We start from the raw sequence: 17,624 nt of genomic DNA, 5'->3' as shown, positions 1-17,624 counted from the left end.
CCCACCGCTATCGCAGGCAAGCCAGCTCCCACAATCGGACCGTGTTTAGCCAGCTGCCAGCGGCGGCGTACGCGGCGGGATCAGGCGTTTGCTGCCGGTGGCTTCATACGCCGAAGCAAAGCGCAGCAGCGCCGAATCGTCATAGGCACGCCCGGCGAAGGTCAACCCCACTGGCATGCCGATGTCCGCCATCACGCCCATCGGCACGGTGACGGTCGGCACGCCCAGGTGGCGGATCGCGAGGTTGCCGTTAGCCACCCAGACGCCGTTGCTCCAGGCGATATCCGCCGAGGCTTCGTTTACGTCGGCATCGGCCGGGCCGACATCGGCCACGGTCGGGAACAACACCGCGTCCAGACCCCGTGCGTCCATCCAGTCTTCCAGGTCGATGCGCCGGGTCTGTTCCAGCCCGCGCAGGCCATCCGGCACGGTGCTGATTTCGTTCCACGGTGTGATGCCGCGCTCGGCCATGCGCACGTATTCGTCCATGCCGGCGGCCAAATCGTCTTCACGGTTGGGCAGGGTGCCAGGGTCGTGCGGGAAGATTTTCGGCCCGTCGACATCCGCCAGGCGGTTGAGTGCCGGGTCGTCGTTGGCGCGCAGGAAATCATCGAACGCCCAGGCCGACAGCTCCCACAATTCGTCGTGCAAAAACTCCTTGGAGACCAAGCCACGGGTAAACACCGTCGGCGCGCCAGGGCGGTCGCCTTCACAGTTGGAGACCAGTGGGAAGTCGACTTCAATCACTTCGGCGCCAGCCGCTTCCAACGCCTGGCGCGCGGCGTGCCACAGGTCGATCACGCTGGCGCGGGTGTTGATCTTTTGCCCGGTCGGCCCGCCGATCCCGGGTTTCTCGCTGGTGCCGGCCTCGGGGTCGGCATTGATGTACATGCGCGGCACGCCGAAACGCTTGCCGGCCAGGGATTCGCTGCCCACAGCCAGGTCAGCGTAAGAGGCCGGGCGCACCGACGCCACGCTCGGAATCGGCACCCACGGTTGCAGGCGCCAGAGGTCGCCGCGCGTGTCGGTGTCTTCGGCGACCACGACGTCGAGCACTTCGAGCAGGTCGGCCATGGTGCGTGCGTACGGCACCACCACGTCCATGGTTGGCGTCAGCGGCCAGTTGCCGCGTACGGAAATAATCCCGCGCGACGGCGTGTAGGCACACAAGCCATTGTTGGACGCCGGGCCGCGCCCGCTCGACCAGGTTTCCTCGGCCAACCCGAAGGCGGCGAAGCTGGCTGCCGTTGCGGTGCCCGCGCCGTTGGACGAGCCGGAGGCAAACGGCGCCGTCAGGTAGTCAGCGTTGTACGGGCTTTCTGCACGGCCATAAACGCCGCGCTGCATCCCGCCATTGGCCATCGGCGGCATGTTGGTCTTGCCCAGGCAGATAGCGCCGCCGGCGCGCAGGCGCTCGATGGTGAAGGCGTCGCGCTGCGCCACCAGCGTGGCGAAGGCCGGGCTGCCGGAGGCTGCCGTCAGGCCTTTGACCAGGTAGCTGTCCTTGGCGGTGTAGGGAATGCCGTCCAATGGCCCCAAGGTTTCGCCCTTGGCCCGGCGCGCATCGGCGGCCTGGGCTTCTTCAAGCGCTTGCGGGTTGCGCACCACCACGGCGTTCAACTGGGTCGCGGTCTGCGGGCCGTCATAGGCCTCGATGCGTGCCAGGTAAGCCTTAACCAGTTCAACGGCAGTGGTCTGGCCGCTTTCAAGCGCAGCGCGCAATTGGGCAATGGAGACTTCGGTAACTTGCATCAGGTTTTTTTCGCCGCCTTCAGGTGGGGGGTATGGCGGCAGTCTACGTACAGATATTTCACAAAACCAGCGCCGCATATTCCGCGTAAGCGGCGCGCATCACTTGCCACGTGGGCGCGTCAGCAGGAATCAGATGTTCGATGCGCAGTGACGTGAGGGTGATGTCCTGGGGCATGCCGAAGGTGGTGAAGGTCGACAGGAAATTCAGTTCACCGCGATGTGAGCGGATGCGCGTGAACACCAGCGGCGGCATTTCATTGGGCAACTCGGTGCTGCTCGGCACCGGCAAACGGGCCAGTAACCCCGCCAATGCAGGATTCCCCAGCGCTTCGCGGGTTGCGCGTTGCCAGGCGACGGTGCGGATTTCTTCGGCGTTGATCAGGTGATCGCCCAGGCCGCCGGTTTGCAACAGCGTGGTCAGCAGGTTCAGCCCATCGGCGGCATTCGGCTCAATCCCGACCAGCTCAAACAACAGGCCGGTGCTGGCGTTGGCGGCGAGCACTTGCCACTCGCTGCCCAGCAGAATCGCCGGGGCGGGGTTGTTGGCGTGCAGCACATGGCTGACGGCTTCACGGACGGCGGCCATGGCGGGTGCGGCGAGTGGGGTGGCGGTGTAACGCGGCGCGTAGCCGGCGGCGAGGAACACCTGGTTGCACTGCTCCAGCGGGGCCTCCAGCGCCGTCAGCAGAGTATGCAAAGTAACCGGGCCTGGCTTGGCGCGGCCGGTTTCGATGCAACTGAGGTGGCGCTGGGAAACGCCCGTGATCAAGGCCAGGTCCAGCTGGCTGAGCTTGGCGTGTCGACGCAATTGGCGCAGGTGCTGGCCGGCAGTTGAAGGGGTGTCCATGGCCTGATCATGACCTCCGAGGTCATTGCGAGAGGCGCAACCTTATCACTATGTTGAGCCTCGATCCTTTCAAGGAAGGCACCATGCGCAGACCTTATTTCGCCCTGGCCGGTTTGCTGGGTTTTTCGTTGTATACCTTGGCTACGATGCTCACGGCCGAGCAATCACTGTTGGCATTTGGGCGGGAATTGATGTCGCGGCCGGACACCGCGCAGGTAGTGATTGACCTGTACCTGATGGCGCTGCTTGCGTGCGCGTGGATGTACCGGGATGCGCGCGGGCGAGGGCGCTCGCTGGCTTCGCTGGTGCCGTATTTTTTGCTGACGGCGGTGTTTGTGTCGGTGGGGCCGTTGCTTTACATCGTCGTGAATGGGTTTGCACACCGTCACCACCAAACCTGAGGCAAGCGGATTTGATGTGGCGAGCGGGCTTGCCCCGCGTTGGGTTGCGCAGCAGCCCCAAAAAACTGCCGACGCGGTGTCCCTGAAACAATGCGGCGTCCTTTATGAGGCTGCTGCGCAGCCCAACGCGGGGCAAGCCCGCTCGCCACAACAAGCCATTAACCGTACGAACCGGTTCCCGTTCGGTCCACCAGCCGAATGCTGTCACGCCCGCCGCGTTTGCTTTCATAGAGCGTGGTGTCGCCTTGTTCGATCAGCGCCGTCAGACTCGGCGGTGGCTGGTCGAACAGGTTGGCGCCGATGCTCAGGGTGACCGGTGCCGGGGTGGTGAAGGTGTGTGCGGCCAACTGCCGGAACTGCTCACGCAAGCGGCTGCCCAGCTCGACAATCTGGGCGGTCGAGGCCTTGGTCAACAGGATCACAAACTCATCCCCGCCCAGGCGAGCCGCCAGCGCGCCTTCGGGCACCACGGTGCGGATCATTTCGCTCAAGGCAATCAGCAAACGGTCGCCGGCGGTATGCCCGTAGAGGTCGTTGACCAGTTTGAAGTTGTCGATATCGATCAACAGCAACGCGCCCGGCTGTTGCGGCGATACCTGCGCTAACAGCTGCGGCGCACGCACATCCAGGGCGCGGCGGTTGTACAGCGCCGTCAGCGGGTCGCGGGCCGCCAGCCGGGCAATCTGCTGTTCGCGCCGATAGCGCTCGGAGCCGGTCATCGACAACGCGATCAACATGATCGCCATTGCGCCCTCCACCAACGAAACCTGGATGATTTCGCCCTTGAACGCGGCAAGATCGATCAGCGTGCCGGGGATGATTACCGACAGCGCCTTGGCCACATAAAAGGTGCCGTGAAGCAGCAATACATAGCGCAATTGCACCGCGCCGATGCTCAGGGATTTACCGTGGGGGCGCAGCAGGAAACTGGCGCGCAAGGTCGGCAACGCGACCAGCAATGAGTTGACCATCAGCATGGCTTTGGACCACGCCTGGTCGCCGGGCAACAGCAGCATGCCGAGCCAGGCGACCAGCATCAGCAGCCAGGCGCGCGACAGGCGCACGTGGGTAAAGCGGGCCACGCCGAGCAAAAACAGCCAGTGCGCGCTCACCAGCAAGCCGTTGGCAAACCAGATACCGATCATCAACAGGCCGCTGCTGCGCAGCAGGGCCAGGGTGGAGCCGACGCTGATGATCGCGAAACCTGCCGCCCAGAACAGCAGCGACGGCTCGCGCACGCTGCGCCATTCCACCGCCAGATACAGGGCGGCAGCGGCGGCCAGCGCGATGGTCAATATCAGAATCGTAGGAGGGTCGAGCGTCATGTCGTGCCGGGTCTGCCTGGGTGTGCGCTTGAATATCCGGATTGTAAGCGCACACGCAGGTTTTTCAGAGCACTCCGTGTAATAGCATACGGCCAGCCGATGATTGGCCGGTCAGACGCCCTTGGTTGAAGGCAGCAGGATCGTCAGGATGCCCGCCAGTGGCAGGAACGAACAGATTTTGTAGACGTACTCAATGCCATGGTTGTCGGCGAGCAAGCCCAGCAGCGCGGCGCCAATCCCGCTGAAGCCGAACATCAGGCCGAAGAAGATCCCGGCGATCATCCCGACGTTGCCGGGCACCAGTTCCTGGGCGAAGACCACGATGGCCGAGAAGGCCGAGGCGATGATGAAGCCGATCACCACGCTGAGCACGGCCGTCCAGAACAGGTCGACGTAGGGCAAGGCCAGGGTGAAGGGCGCGGCGCCGAGGATCGAGAACCAGATGACTTTCTTGCGGCCGATCTTGTCGCCAATCGGGCCACCGGCAAAGGTGCCGACGGCCACAGCGCCGAGGAACAGGAACAGGTACATCTGCGAGCTGGCCACCGACAGGTGGAATTTCTCGATCAGGTAAAAGGTGAAGTAGCTGGTCAGGCTGGTCATGTAGAAGTATTTGGAGAACACCAGCAGCGCCAGTACCACCAGGGCAAACGTCACGCGGCCCTTGGACAAACCGTGGGTGGCCTTGCCGCCTTGCTTGAGCTTGAACAGGTTGAGGTGGTGGCGGTACCAGCGGCTCAAGCCATACAGCACCATGATCGCGAACACGGCGAACAGCCCGAACCAGGCGATATGGGTTTGGCCGTAGGGAATGATGATCGCCGCCGCCAGCAACGGGCCAAACGCGCTGCCGGTGTTGCCGCCAACCTGGAAGGTCGATTGTGCCAGGCCATAGCGCCCGCCCGAGGCAAGGCGTGCCACGCGTGAGGTTTCCGGGTGGAAGGTCGACGACCCGACCCCGACCAGCGCCGCCGCCAACAGGATCAACGGGAAGGTGCCGACAAACGCCAGCATCAGGATGCCGATCAGCGTGCACACCATGCCCGCCGGCAGCAGCCAGGGCTTGGGATGGCGGTCGGTGTGGTAGCCGATCCAGGGTTGCAGCAAGGACGCGGTCAACTGGAAGGTAAGGGTGATCAGGCCGACCTGGGTAAAGCTCAGCCCGTAGTTGGCCTTGAGCATCGGGTAGATCGACGGCAGCACGGCCTGAATCAGGTCGTTGATCATGTGCGCCAGGGCACAGGCGCCCAGGACACGCATGACCAAGGGGCTTATTTGCGGCGTAGCGGTTGCAGTGGCGGGTGGCGCGGTCAGGCTCGACATGCAGGCATTCCATACAAGGCAGCGAACAGGGGCAGTGCGTACTTTAGCGCGCTGCCCGTTTCTAAATGTTGCGACGTTTATGCTAGATTCGCTGAAAATGCCTGTCTCGCGTAATTCGGGCGCCAACCATCGCAAAAAGGGCGAAATCATCAAACCACTGGATGTATTTCTGCGGGAGATCGACGAGGGCGACTGGGCTGTCATCAGTTCTGCGACCGATTACCCCGAAAACTGGGTGATCCCCGACCACAGTCACGAAAAGCATCAACTGTTGTACGCCGTCGAAGGCGTGATGGTGGTGTATTCGGCGTTGAACCAATGGACGGTGCCGCCCAATCGCGGGTTCTGGATGCCCAGCGGGCAAGTGCATTCGCTGCGTTGCGTGGGCACGTTGAAGATGCGCAGCGTGTTTGTGCGCCCGGACTGTTTCCCCAACCTGCCGAGCGAGCCCAAGACCGTCAGTGTGTCGCCGTTGTTGAGCGAGCTGATCAAAGCCTCGGTGAGTTTGAAGCCGCCGTACGCCGAGGACTCGCGCGAGGCGAGGATCATGCACCTGATCCTCGACGAACTCGCGATCCTGCCGGCCTTGCCGCTGTCACTGCCCCAGCCGGCCGACCTGCGCATCAACCGTATCTGCCAGGCGCTGCAGCAGGAACCGGGTGATGCCTCGACGGTCGCCGATTGGGGTGATCGCCTGGACCTGGACCAGAAAACCATCCAGCGCCTGTTCCGCAAGGAAACCGGCCTGACCTTCGGCCAATGGCGCCAGCAGGCGCGGTTGCTGCTGGCGCTGGAGCGCATTGCGGTGGGGGAGAAGATCATCGATGTGGCCATCGAGCTGGGCTATGAAAGCCCAAGCGCGTTCACCAGCATGTTCAAGAAACAGTTTGGCAAAACCCCGAGTCAGTTTTTCAGGTAGCGCTGGGGGTACGTAGGTCGCTGTGGCACGCCGCGAGGTCAGGTAAGCCAAGAGGCTGGCGATACCCAGGGTGGCACACGAGGCGATTGCCAAATGAAAAGCCAAATCCACCAGCCTGCGGGCGCTGTGGGCTATGAAAGCACTTCACAGTTCAGCCGATTGTTTGGCATGCCGCCAAAGCGCGAGAGTGCTGCACGGCGGGGCAGGGCGGTGGTTACTGATCAGCTGTTGTCAGGTTAGCGAAGAAAATACAGCCAATCAGCCGCGCAAACAGGCTCAGGGTTTCCGGCAGGTTGGGGTCGTCAAACAGCATCGCCCGTGAGTCCAGTGCACACAGCGCGCCGAACAGGCGGCCATCGGGCAGAAAGATCGGCGCACCGGCGTAACTTTCGATGGCGTACTGCTTGACCACCGGGCGGGTGGCAAAGCGGCCATTCTGGCTGATTTGCGGAATGAACAGAGCCTGCGGGTCGACGCAGAATTCACTGCACAAGGTAGTTTCCAGGTCGAGTACGTCGTCGACATGAATCCCCATGTGCAGCGGGTCATAGGCCGAGCACACCACCCATTTCAGGTCAGTGAATTTGGCAATGCCGGCAAAGCGCATGCCGGTCAGGCGGGTTACCAGTTGCAGGATGCTGGTAGTGGCTTCGATTTCGGCGATGGCGGCGCGTTCGTCCGCGCTGAGTAACGAGTGGGCTGCGGTGACGCTTGGAACCATGCTTGGGCACTCCAGTGGCGTGGCGGCGGGGGCCAGCACGCATGGTCAGGTATCAGTTGATTCGCGGATGCTGTTGCACCAGGTTCTGGCGCTTGGCTTCCAGGGCGGCAATTTCGGCATCGATGTCTTCGATCTTCTGCTCGATATTGTCATGGTGCTCTTGCAGTATTTCCTTGGCTTCTTCCATATCGGACGCTGCTGGCGCCGCGCCGCGCAACGGCTTGTTCGCGGTTTCCTTCATGGTCAGGCCGGTAATCAGGCCGACCACCGCAAACACCATCAGGTAGTAAGCGGGCATGTACAGGTCGTTGGTGCTTTCCACCAGCCAGGCCACCGCGGTGGGTGTGAGGCCGGCGATCAGTACCGAGACGTTGAACGCGCTGGCCAACGCACTATAGCGAATGTGGGTCGGGAACATAGCCGGCAGCGTCGAGGCCATCACGCCGATGAAGAAGTTCAGCACCACGGCCAGAATCAACAGACCGGCGAAAATCAGGCCGATTTTACCGCTGGTAATCAACATAAACGCCGGGATAGACAGCAACAGCAGCCCGACGCTGCCGGCGATGATGAAGGGTTTACGGCCAATCTTGTCGCTGACAAAACCGATGAACGGCTGCACGAACAGCATGCCGACCATGATCGCGATGATGATCAGCACGCCGCTGTTTTCTTTGTAATGCAGGTTGTGCGACAGGTAGCTCGGCATATAGGTGAGCAACATGTAGTACGTCACGTTGGTGGCCGCGACGATACCGATGCAGGTCAGCAGGCTGCGCCAATGCTGGGTAGCCACCTCTTTGAACGACACCTTGGGACCGTGGGTCAGGCCCTGGCGGTCGCCTTGTTCAAGTTTGTCCATGTGCTGCTGGAACGCCGGGGTTTCTTCCAGCGCGTGACGCAGGTACAAACCGATGATGCCCAAAGGCAGGGCGAGGAAGAACGGCAGACGCCAGCCCCACGCCTCGAAATCGGCCTCACCGAGGATCGTCGAAATCAGCACCACCACACCGGCGCCGAGCACGAAACCGGCAATCGAACCAAAATCCAGCCAGCTGCCGAGGAACCCGCGTTTACGGTCCGGGGCGTACTCGGCGACGAAGATCGAGGCGCCGGTGTACTCACCGCCTACCGAGAACCCTTGGGCCATTTTGCACAGCAACAGCAGGATCGGTGCCCAGATGCCAATCGAGGCATACCCGGGAATCAGGCCGATGGCAAAGGTGCTCAAGGACATGATGACGATGGTTGCGGCGAGGACTTTCTGCCGTCCGTATTTGTCGCCCAGCGCACCGAAGAACAGGCCACCCAGCGGGCGAATCAGGAAGGGCACCGAGAAGGTGGCCAAGGCGGCAATCATTTGCACGCTCGGTGAGGCATCCGGGAAGAACACCTTGCCGAGCACATAGGCGACGAAACCGTAGACACCAAAGTCGAACCACTCCATGGCGTTACCCAGGGCGGCGGCGGTAATCGCCTTGCGCACCTTGGCATCGTCGACGATGGTGATGTCTTTCAATCCGATGGGTTTGACGCTTTTCTTACGTAATTTCATGCGGGCCACTCTAAAACAGAACAGGGGAGGTGCCATCGTTGCGATGGCACCGCTCTGTCAGTTCAGATACAAGCGGACATGAAATAATTCACCGCTATTTACCTTTTTTTGCAGATGAATTGAACTTCACGACCTGACCAGGGAATTATCAGAATGCCCGTCACCGCCTCACGCCTGATCTATCGCACGCCAGAGCCCAGCGATGTGCACCGATTGTTCGCGATCTTCGGCGACCCGCAGACAAACCTGTTCAACCCGAGTGGCCCAATGGCCAGCCTCGACGACGCACAGCGCCTGCTCAACCACTGGCTCGAACAATGGGCCAGCCAGGGCTACGGCTGGTGGACCATTGCCCGTCGCGAGGCGCCCGATCACCTGATCGGCTTTGGCGGCGTGGCGCCGCTCAATTACCTGACCGAGCGGCGCATCAACCTGGGCTATCGCTTCGCGGTCGATGCCTGGGGGCAGGGCTATGCCACCGAGCTTGGCCTCGACGCGCTGACGATGGCGTTTCAAACGCTGGGATTGCCTCAGGTATTCGGGCTGGTGCGACCGGATCACGCCGCGTCGATCCGTGTGCTGGAGAAGCTCGGCATGCAGCCCTTCGGCCTGCTTGATGATGTGCCCGGCAAAGCACCCAGTCGGGTATTCAGGATTTGTCATCCTACAACTGCGCGTAGTTAAGCATTTTCAGATCTGCGTAATCCCTGGTTAAAAGGCAATTTTGGAGATTGACACCGGTTAGGCGGCCCGATATAAAAGTCAAAGTTGTACGACGACATATGACGTTACATATGTCTTATCTAACAAAAATAAAAAGTGATGCCATGAATTTGAATGAGCCCATCAACGCCCATCGCGTCGGCACGGCCGTCGGCAACTATCGCTGGACCATCTGCGCGATGTTGTTCTTTGCCACTACCGTCAACTACCTAGACCGCCAAGTCCTCAGCCTTCTGGCGCCGCAGTTGTCGACGCAATTTGGCTGGAGCAACACGGACTACGCCAACATCGCGGCGGTGTTCCAGTTTGTCTACGCGATTTCCATGCTGTTTGCCGGACGCTTTGTCGACAAGATCGGCACCAAGGCCGCCTACGTGGTGGCGATTGGCATTTGGTCCACCGGCGCCATCATGCATGCGTTCTCGGTGCCGATGGGTGAGGGCATCGCTGCGATGAGCGGCGCTATCGGCCTGGCGGTGATTCCGGTGTCGATTGCCGGTTTCATGCTGTCGCGCGCCGTGCTGGCGATTGGCGAGGCGGGCAACTTCCCCATCGCGATCAAGGCCACTGCCGAATACTTCCCGAAAAAAGAACGCTCGCTGGCCACCGGTATCTTCAACTCCGGGGCTAACGTGGGGGCTATCCTGGCACCGATTTGTGTGCCCTTGATTGCCGGCATCTGGGGCTGGGAAGCGGCCTTTATGGTCATCGGCATGTTGGGCTTTATCTGGGTGGCGGTGTGGGCGGCGGTTTACGAAAAACCGGAGCAGCAAAAACGCTTGTCGGCCGAAGAGTTGGCTTACATTCGCAGCGACCAGACGGTGCAGCCGTTCACGCCAGAACCTGCGGGTGCTGTTGCGAAAAAAGTCTCGTGGTTCAAACTGCTGACCTACCGCCAGACCTGGGCATTTGCCTTCGGCAAGTTCATGACTGACGGCGTGTGGTGGTTCTTCCTGTTCTGGCTGCCCACTTACCTGTCGGCGCAATACGGCATGAAAGGCGCGGACATCGTGATGCCGCTGGCCGTGCTGTACAGCATGACCATGGTCGGCAGTATCGGCGGCGGCTGGTTTCCCAGCTACTTCATGGCCCGTGGCGATGCTCCCTACGACGGGCGCATGAAAGCCATGCTGGTGATCGCGCTGTTCCCGCTGGTGGTGTTGCTGGCGCAGCCTTTCGGCTACCTGAGCTTCTGGGTGCCGGTGCTGCTGATCGGTGTGGGCGCCTCGGCGCACCAGGCGTGGTCGTGCAACATCTTTACTACGGTGTCCGATATGTTCCCGCAAAAAACCGTGGCCTCGGTGGTTGGCATCGGCGGTATGGCCGGGGGCTTGGGCGGTGTGGTGATGACCAAGATCGGTGGCTGGGTATTTGACTACTACAAGTCCATCAACGACATCCACACCGGTTACATGATCATGTTTGCGATCTGTGCCCTGGCCTACCTGGTGGCGTGGAGCGTGATGAAGGCGCTGGTACCGCGCCATAAGGAAATCACTGACCTGTAATCGCGCAGGCGCCCGCGCTGGCGACAGCGCGGGAACGCCTTACAGCTCGCGGGCCCAGGTTTCACTGATCAACGATTTGCCGAAGCTCACCGTGGCTTCTTGGTCTACCAGGCGGAACCCTGCTTTCTGATACAGCTTGCGCGCATCGGTCAGCGCGTCGACCGTCCACAACAGCATGCTTTTGTAACCGGCATTGCGCGCAAAACGCAGGCATTCTTCCACCAGCCGCTGACCGATGCCCATGCCCCGTGCACTGGCGTCCACGTAGAGCATGCGCAGCTTGGCGGTGGTTTCGTCATGGCGCACCACGAAGATTGACCCCACCACTTCACCGTCCTTTTCGGCGATCCAGCAGCGCTCGGCGCTCGGGTCGAATTCGCGCAAATACTTGGCGACAATCTCCGCCACCAACGCTTCAAACTCCCAATTCCAGTGGTACTCACGCGCATACAGCGCCGATTGCTGTTGCACCACCCGGCCCATGTCGCCGGGCTGCGGATCGCGAAGCAGGTAACTTGGCGTGCCGCCTTGCAACAGTGTCTGGATACGCTGCATCGACGCCGTGAGTTGCTGCTGTTGCTGCTCGGGCAAGGCTTCGAGCAAGGCGATGACTTCCTGTTGGGTCTGGTTTTCCAGCGGCGCCAGCACTGATCGACCGAGGCCGCTGAGGTGCAGTTGCACCGCCCGCGCATCGGTGACGGAGCGAACTTTCTGGACCAGACCTTTCTTTTCGAAGCCGCTGATCAGCCGGCTCAGGTAGCCCGCATCAAGGCCGAGCATCTGGCACAGGTCGGCGCTGGTCAGGTCGCCACGGGAGGAGAGTTCGTACATCACGCGGATTTCGGTCAGCGAGAAATCGCTTTGCAGCAAGTGTTCCTGCAGCACGCCGATCTGATGGGTGTAAAAACGGTTGAAACCGCAAATGATCGCGGCGCGTTCGACAAGGGTCGTGGTCATGGCAGTGCTCGGTTGGTTGCCTCAAGCAAATATATAGTTGCCTAAGGCAATCAAGTCAACCGTTTTAACGCCCGACGATCGCTCTTCGCTGCTTTCACCAGATAGCCAGGCCGTGACACTCAAAGGTCTCGGTGGGTGCAAGTGAGCCGATGCTGTGGGTCATCCTCGGCGCTCCCGTCAGTGTCGCGCGTTGCGGCAGGCTTTGTGCCTGTCAGGATAATACGCACCGCCATGACCACGCCGATCAGCACCGCCGCGAGGCCAGTGGCTTCCATCCACGAAGGGCCGCGACCGTGAAACCACAGGCCGAGCAGGGTCGCAAAGAGTGATTCGAGGGCAATCAATTGGCCGCTGAGCACCATCGGCAGTCGTCGGGTGGCAGCATTCCAGGCCCAAGCACCGACCACCGTGGACATCAGCGCGATGATCAGGCTCCAGGCATACAGCGCACCCGCCTGGGCGAGGCCAAATCCCAGGGTTGGCAGGCGCAGCAGGTTGAATACACAGAGCAATGGCAGCAGGCAAAGCGCAGTGCCGCCGGCCCCCACCAGCATCAACGCGGTCCAGAGGCCGGTGGCGGTTGCCGGAAGGGTTGTCAGGTGTTTTTGATTGATCACGCTGAATCCCAGCCACAAGGCAACGGCGCTGAACGAAAAAAACACACCGGCCAGCCACGAAACGGTACTCAACGCCGGTTGGTGCAGACTGCTGATGTTCGACAGCAAAAGCCCCAGCGTCAGGCACGCTAAAGGCGCCGCCAGCCGGCCCCACGCCATGGTCTTGTTCCGGGCATTGCCAACCAGGGCCAGTAGCACTGGCACCATGCCGACACAGGCGGGCGTCAATACCGGGCCGCCCAACATCACGCCTGCGCCGATGCACACGCCGTACGCCAGGCAACCTGCCGCGCCAAGCGCTGCGGCCAGCCAGCATTGCCTTGGGCTGAGCCATTTCAGTTGGGCCCGGCTCAGGATCACTCCGCCCACGCCAAGCACGCCGCCCCCCAGAAACCGTACCGCCATCAGGTCATAGAGGCTGTAGTCACCAGTGACATAAGGGGCGATGAAGTTCAGCGCCCAGCCCAATGTGGCGACACACGCGAGCAGCACGCCAACAAAAAAAGAGGTTCGTAGTGAGGTCATCCGAGGCATCCGTGAAGTCATGGATGAATGGTGCACACCCGCCGGGCTGTGCTACAAACGAGTTCTCGGCCCCGGATGCATAACCTCAGATTATGAATACGCTTGGTAAAAACCTGCCGCCGCTCGCCAGCCTGCTACCGTTTGAGGCCGCCGCCCGCCTGGAGAGTTTCTCCAGGGCGGCGGATGAGCTGCACATCACCCAGGCGGCGGTCAGCCGGCAAATTCGTGGGCTGGAAGACAACCTCGGGGTGAAGCTGTTTTATCGACGTAATCGTGCGGTTTTCCTGACACAGGAAGGGCGTGAATTGGGCCAGGTGGTCAGCCGGGCGCTGCACAGCATCAGTGACGGCGCTGCGGGTTTGCGCGCGTCCACGGCCCAGCGTCGTGTGGTGCTGCTCTGCCAGCTCTGCGAGGCGTTTTATTGGCTGATGCCACGTCTGTCGACGTTTCACCAGCAATACCCGCACATCGAAATCCAGGTGGTGACCTCGACTCGGCCCCTCACGGAGTTCAAGGACCACTTCGACGTGGCCCTGCAAAGTACCCGACGCCCCAGTGGCGCCCATCCGTTGATGCTCACCGCCTCTGACGAGGTATTTCCGGTCTGCAGTCCTGCATACCTGAACGCTGAACACCCCTTGCCACTCACCGAATTGCACGCCCATACGTTTTTGCACCACAGCGCCGCGCCACCGCATTTGATGGAGTGGGACGAGTGGTTGCAGGCATTTGGTCAGGTATTGGCCGCGGATGCGCGTGGCGCCACCTTCGATAGCTACCCGTTGATGTTGCAGGCCGCTGTGGAAGGGCACGGTATCGCCATGGGCTGGCGTCGCACCGCCAGCCGTTTGATTGAAAGTGGGGCGCTGGTAAGACCCTGCGCCGAGAGTGTGCAGCTACCCGAGGCGATTTCGGTCTACAGGCACCAAGGCGCAGGCCCGCGCAGCGAAGTTGCGGCGCTGCTGGCCTGGCTTGAAATGCAATTGCACGGTGAGGGCTGACAGGGGCGAATCGCCCCTGTCATACACGGGCTAGCGATTACGTGTTACGCGCCAAATGGTATTGGCCAGGTCGTCGGCGATGATCAGCGCACCTTTGGGGTCCACCGTCACACCCACTGGGCGCCCACGTGTCTTGCCGTCATCGCCACGAAAGCCGGTGGCAAAATCAATCGGTTCACCCGCCGGCTTGCCATTGCTGAAGGGCACGAAGATCACTTTGTAGCCCACCGGGTTATCGCGGTTCCAGCTGCCGTGCTCGCCGACAAACGCACCGTCGGCGAATTTCTCACCCATCGCAGGGATGGAAAAGTCCACACCCAACGCTGCAACGTGGGAGCCCAGGCTGTAATCAGGCTTGATGGCGGCGGCGACTTTCGCCGGGTTCTGCGGTTGCGCGCGTGGGTCGACGTCCTGGCCCCAGTAGCTGTAGGGCCAGCCATAGAAGGCGCCTTCACGCACCGAGGTCAGGTAGTCGGGCACCAAGTCCGGGCCGAGTTCATCGCGCTCGTTGGCCACCGCCCACAATTGCCCGGAGCCGGGTTGAATCGTGAGCGCGGTCGGGTTGCGAATGCCAGTGGCGTAGGGTTTGTGTGCGCCGGTGGCGGCATCGATTTGCCAGACCATCGCCCGGTCGATTTCCACTTCCATGCCGCGCTCGGTGATGTTGCTGTTGGAGCCGATGCCCACGTACAGCTGGCGCCCGTCCTCACTCACGGCCAGCGACTTGGTCCAGTGATGGTTGATCTGCGCCGGCAGGTCGGTGACCGTCGTCGGCGGGCCACTGGCTTTGGTCTGGCCGTCGGCGTAGTCAAAGCGCACCAGCGCGTCCTGGTTGGCGACGTAGAGTTTGCCGTCTGCGTAGGCCAGGCCATAAGGCGCATTGAGGTTGTCGGCAAATATCGTTTTCAGTTCATAGGTGCCGTCACCGTCCGCGTCGCGCAGCAGTGTCAGGCGGTTGCCGCCCTTGACCTTGGTGTTGCCCTCGGCCTTGATCACGCTGGCGATCACGTCCTTGGGCTTGAGCTTGGCCGCGCTGCCGCCACGGCCTTCGGCGACGAGGATGTCGCCGTTGGGCAATACCAGGGTTTGGCGCGGGATAGCCAGGTCGGTGGCGATGGCGGTAACGCTGTAGCCTTCGGGCACCTTGGGTTTCTGCTCGCCCCAGGGCGCGGGCTCGGCAATTTTCATGCTCGGCAACAGGCTGCTTTGTTGCTCGGGCAATTTCGGGTCGGGGCCGCGGGCCTGGGTTTTGTCGCCTTCGCCACCACAGGCGGTCAGCAACAGGGCGGCGCTCAATACGCTCAGGGTGTGGAATGGTTTCATTGGGCAACTCCCGAGCGCAGGTTAGTCAGGCCGATCCACGTTGCGGCGATGGCCAGCACCGTGACGATCACCGACAGGATCAGGCCGCCAGGCATCATCGCGTAGGCGTCCTTGGCGTGCTGAAAGGCGTTGACCAGCCCCAGCACCCACGTCGCCAGCAGCAGCAGGAAATAAGCCGCGGGGCGCCCGGCCTTGCGTTCGGCGCGCAGCAGGTTGACCAGCGCAAACAACAGCGCAAAGCCACTGAACACCAGCGCGCCGGCGATCAGCCAGGATGCAAAGTTGGCCCACTGGATCTGGTAGGTCTGGCCGTAGGCAATGTCACTGAGCAAGGCACCCAAAAACAATGGCACGGCGCCGGCCAGCAAGATCGAGTGCAGCGGGCCAGGTCTGACGGTGGGATAGGCGGGGAGGGTAGTCATGTCGGTGGCGGCTCCTTATCGTTCAGCACCCTGGGATCAGGGCACGGTGACTTCGCATAGGAAAGGAGCCTGGCATTTGTAAGAAAGTTCAGTGGGGCTTCGTGTCGAGATGTTTTTCAAACCACGCCGCATACGGCGTATTGGCCACCCGGTAACGGTTGTAGTCCGGGCTGCCATCACGCCACCACACCGGGCCACGCTCACCGAGTGCGACCTTGGCCTGCTGCACCTGCTGGCGCGCCGCGCGCAATTGGCTGGCGTCGCCGCTGGCCTTGGCCGACTTGACGGCGCGGCGTGCGTCCATCAAAGCGTTGACCCAGCGCTGTCGCGTGGCTTCATCCAGCTCGGGGTTGGTGCAACGCCACAGCTGACCCTTGACCACAAAGTAGCGCCCGTCGGGGGTGCTAAGCATGGTGCCAGCGCAGGACGCGCAACAGGCCCCACGTCATGGAAAACACAATTGCCATCCAGCCGGCAAACAGGCTGCAGAGTGTCATTGCAAGGTTCATCATCACCTCCATCGCGTTATCGTTCCTTATAGGTGACCGCCAGGCGAAACCGGGATTCAACTTGATTCACGCAGGACGCGGGTTGAATGAACCCCTGGCGGCGCCATGCGCCTAACATTCTGTTGTCCTCACGCTCACTCATTACCTGGCCTTTCCATGAACCATCCTCGCATCGGCTTTGCCTGCCAGTACAAGCACCCTGAACGCCTGCCGTCAGCCAGTGCGCTCAAGTTAATCGAAGGCCCCTACAACCCGCGTACCACCACTTTGCGCTGGATGGAGAGCGTCGAACCTCAGGTCGCGCGCAGCAAATTGGTCGAGGTGGTGACCCACAACCTCGCAGCGCAATTGCGCCTGCTGACGTATGTCGCCGAGCTGCCTGCGACGCTGCGCATGCTGCGCTTGAGCAGTGACCTGCTGCCGTTCTACAGCCACCCGAAAGTGGCGGATGTCTACAAAGACCCGGCCCTTGTGCGTCAGTTGAGCGAAGGGTTCGCCGCCATCGGCGACCTGGCTCGCGCCTCGGATATCCGGTTGTCCTTTCACCCTGGGCAATATTGCGTGCTGGGCTCGGACAACCCCGGCGTGGTGGAAAACAGCGTGGCCGAGTTCGAATACCACGCCGACATGATCCGCATGATGGGCTACGGCCGCCGCTTTCAGGACCTCAAGTGCAACGTCCACATCGCCGGCCGCTTGGGCGTTGAAGGCACCCGCGCGGTGTGGTCACGCTTGTCCGAGGTGGCGCGTAACTGCATCACCTTTGAAAACGACGAAAAAACCTACGGCCTGGACCACTGTCTGCAAGTCGCCGACCTGGCACCGGTGGTGCTGGACATTCATCACTGCTGGATCAACGAGGACGAATACATCGACCCCGATTCGCCACGGGTTGCCCGCGTCATCGAAAGCTGGCGCGGCGTACGCCCGACGATGCATTACTCCCAGCCCCAGGAAAGCCTGCAAGCGCTGGGGTTTGACGCCGAGCACAAGCTGGAAATGGACGCGCTCCTGAAGGTGGTGGCCAAGCGCGACCTGTACGCCCACAGCGCGCAAATGTGGAACCGCTGGACCAATGACTACGCGCTGCAGTTTCTCGAGCGCTTCGACATCATGCTGGAGGCCAAAGACAAGAACGTCGCGGCGCTGGCATTTTATGAGTATTGGCAACGTCGTTCGGCGTGAAAAATGGCATG

The 17,624-nt window shown here is 61.6% G+C and carries 17 protein-coding genes and 1 pseudogene; 7 read left to right on the top strand and 11 right to left on the bottom strand.

Annotated features, from left to right (window positions below; translation table 11 throughout):
• Positions 1-45: 45 nt before the first annotated feature.
• Together ACP7B3_RS03385 and ACP7B3_RS03380 are read right to left on the bottom strand one after the other, a co-directional pair.
• A complete protein-coding gene (locus ACP7B3_RS03385) occupies positions 46-1,755 on the bottom strand; it encodes an amidase (protein ID WP_426178104.1) in 1,710 nt (569 codons plus the stop codon).
• A gap of 55 nt (positions 1,756-1,810) precedes the next feature.
• Positions 1,811-2,599 (bottom strand): helix-turn-helix domain-containing protein, encoded by a 789-nt coding sequence (locus ACP7B3_RS03380; protein ID WP_426177860.1) that lies wholly within the window; start codon positions 2,597-2,599, stop codon positions 1,811-1,813.
• Between the two features lie 83 nt (positions 2,600-2,682).
• Here ACP7B3_RS03380 and ACP7B3_RS03375 point away from each other — a divergent pair, with 83 nt between their 5' ends.
• Positions 2,683-3,000, top strand: coding sequence for a DUF2834 domain-containing protein (locus ACP7B3_RS03375; RefSeq protein ID WP_242198232.1), 318 nt, complete (start codon positions 2,683-2,685; stop codon positions 2,998-3,000).
• Positions 3,001-3,158: 158 nt separating this feature from the next.
• Here ACP7B3_RS03375 and ACP7B3_RS03370 read toward each other — a convergent pair whose 3' ends face one another.
• Together ACP7B3_RS03370 and ACP7B3_RS03365 are read right to left on the bottom strand one after the other, a co-directional pair.
• Complete coding sequence (locus tag ACP7B3_RS03370; RefSeq protein ID WP_145161146.1) at positions 3,159-4,325, bottom strand: GGDEF domain-containing protein; 1,167 nt, start codon at positions 4,323-4,325, stop codon at positions 3,159-3,161.
• 111 nt (positions 4,326-4,436) lie between these two features.
• Positions 4,437-5,648 (bottom strand): MFS transporter, encoded by a 1,212-nt coding sequence (locus ACP7B3_RS03365; protein WP_262210989.1) that lies wholly within the window; start codon positions 5,646-5,648, stop codon positions 4,437-4,439.
• Between the two features lie 97 nt (positions 5,649-5,745).
• Here ACP7B3_RS03365 and ACP7B3_RS03360 point away from each other — a divergent pair, with 97 nt between their 5' ends.
• Together ACP7B3_RS03360 and ACP7B3_RS03355 are read left to right on the top strand one after the other, a co-directional pair.
• Positions 5,746-6,567, top strand: a complete 822-nt coding sequence (locus ACP7B3_RS03360; protein ID WP_426177857.1) for an AraC family transcriptional regulator — start codon at positions 5,746-5,748, stop codon at positions 6,565-6,567.
• Between the two features lie 117 nt (positions 6,568-6,684).
• Positions 6,685-6,807 (top strand): annotated as a pseudogene (locus tag ACP7B3_RS03355) (AraC family transcriptional regulator); the annotation flags it as partial.
• On the opposite strand, the gene ACP7B3_RS03350 reads toward ACP7B3_RS03355, so the two are convergent.
• The gene (locus ACP7B3_RS03350) at positions 6,782-7,288 is read right to left on the bottom strand and encodes a GAF domain-containing protein (protein WP_145161140.1); all 507 of its coding nucleotides are present in this window, start codon (positions 7,286-7,288) and stop codon (positions 6,782-6,784) included. The pseudogene ACP7B3_RS03355 and the gene ACP7B3_RS03350 overlap by 26 nt on opposite strands.
• Positions 7,289-7,340: 52 nt before the next feature.
• Positions 7,341-8,843, bottom strand: coding sequence for a glycine betaine/L-proline transporter ProP (proP, locus tag ACP7B3_RS03345; protein WP_242198223.1), 1,503 nt, complete (start codon positions 8,841-8,843; stop codon positions 7,341-7,343).
• 153 nt (positions 8,844-8,996) lie between these two features.
• On the opposite strand from proP, the gene ACP7B3_RS03340 reads away from it, so the two are divergent.
• Both ACP7B3_RS03340 and ACP7B3_RS03335 read left to right on the top strand, forming a co-directional pair.
• Positions 8,997-9,527, top strand: coding sequence for a GNAT family N-acetyltransferase (locus tag ACP7B3_RS03340; RefSeq protein WP_426177854.1), 531 nt, complete (start codon positions 8,997-8,999; stop codon positions 9,525-9,527).
• A 143-nt stretch (positions 9,528-9,670) separates the two neighbouring features.
• The gene (locus ACP7B3_RS03335) at positions 9,671-11,074 is read left to right on the top strand and encodes an MFS transporter (protein ID WP_426177852.1); all 1,404 of its coding nucleotides are present in this window, start codon (positions 9,671-9,673) and stop codon (positions 11,072-11,074) included.
• Between the two features lie 39 nt (positions 11,075-11,113).
• Here the strand turns inward: ACP7B3_RS03335 and ACP7B3_RS03330 are convergent, their stop codons facing one another.
• Together ACP7B3_RS03330 and ACP7B3_RS03325 are read right to left on the bottom strand one after the other, a co-directional pair.
• A complete protein-coding gene (locus ACP7B3_RS03330; RefSeq protein WP_426177850.1) occupies positions 11,114-12,031 on the bottom strand; it encodes a bifunctional helix-turn-helix transcriptional regulator/GNAT family N-acetyltransferase in 918 nt (305 codons plus the stop codon).
• 119 nt (positions 12,032-12,150) lie between these two features.
• The gene (locus ACP7B3_RS03325) at positions 12,151-13,173 is read right to left on the bottom strand and encodes a DMT family transporter (protein WP_426177848.1); all 1,023 of its coding nucleotides are present in this window, start codon (positions 13,171-13,173) and stop codon (positions 12,151-12,153) included.
• Positions 13,174-13,265: 92 nt separating this feature from the next.
• Between ACP7B3_RS03325 and ACP7B3_RS03320 the strand changes: the two genes are divergently transcribed.
• A complete protein-coding gene (locus tag ACP7B3_RS03320) occupies positions 13,266-14,174 on the top strand; it encodes a LysR substrate-binding domain-containing protein (RefSeq protein ID WP_426177846.1) in 909 nt (302 codons plus the stop codon).
• A gap of 30 nt (positions 14,175-14,204) precedes the next feature.
• Here ACP7B3_RS03320 and ACP7B3_RS03315 read toward each other — a convergent pair whose 3' ends face one another.
• The 3 genes from ACP7B3_RS03315 to ACP7B3_RS03305 all read right to left on the bottom strand — a co-directional run bounded on the left by ACP7B3_RS03315 (position 14,205) and on the right by ACP7B3_RS03305 (position 16,331).
• Positions 14,205-15,497: a PQQ-dependent sugar dehydrogenase gene (locus tag ACP7B3_RS03315; RefSeq protein ID WP_426177844.1), complete on the bottom strand. Its 1,293-nt coding sequence runs from the start codon at positions 15,495-15,497 to the stop codon at positions 14,205-14,207.
• Positions 15,494-15,919, bottom strand: a complete 426-nt coding sequence (locus tag ACP7B3_RS03310; RefSeq protein ID WP_106579007.1) for a DUF2231 domain-containing protein — start codon at positions 15,917-15,919, stop codon at positions 15,494-15,496. The genes ACP7B3_RS03315 and ACP7B3_RS03310 overlap by 4 nt, the downstream gene beginning before the upstream one ends.
• A gap of 88 nt (positions 15,920-16,007) precedes the next feature.
• Positions 16,008-16,331 carry a hypothetical protein gene (locus ACP7B3_RS03305; RefSeq protein ID WP_262210982.1) on the bottom strand — a complete coding sequence of 108 codons (324 nt, stop codon included), beginning with the start codon at positions 16,329-16,331 and terminating at the stop codon, positions 16,008-16,010.
• Positions 16,332-16,584: 253 nt separating this feature from the next.
• On the opposite strand from ACP7B3_RS03305, the gene uvsE reads away from it, so the two are divergent.
• Positions 16,585-17,613: a UV DNA damage repair endonuclease UvsE gene (gene uvsE, locus ACP7B3_RS03300; protein ID WP_426177841.1), complete on the top strand. Its 1,029-nt coding sequence runs from the start codon at positions 16,585-16,587 to the stop codon at positions 17,611-17,613.
• Positions 17,614-17,624: the final 11 nt, after the last annotated feature.

The organism is Pseudomonas sp. TWRC1-2 (assembly GCF_049896685.1).
Taxonomy (GTDB): Bacteria; Pseudomonadota; Gammaproteobacteria; order Pseudomonadales; family Pseudomonadaceae; genus Aquipseudomonas.
The sequence above is the reverse complement of the archived record's forward strand: the minus strand, read 5'-3'. Positions and strand labels throughout refer to the sequence as shown.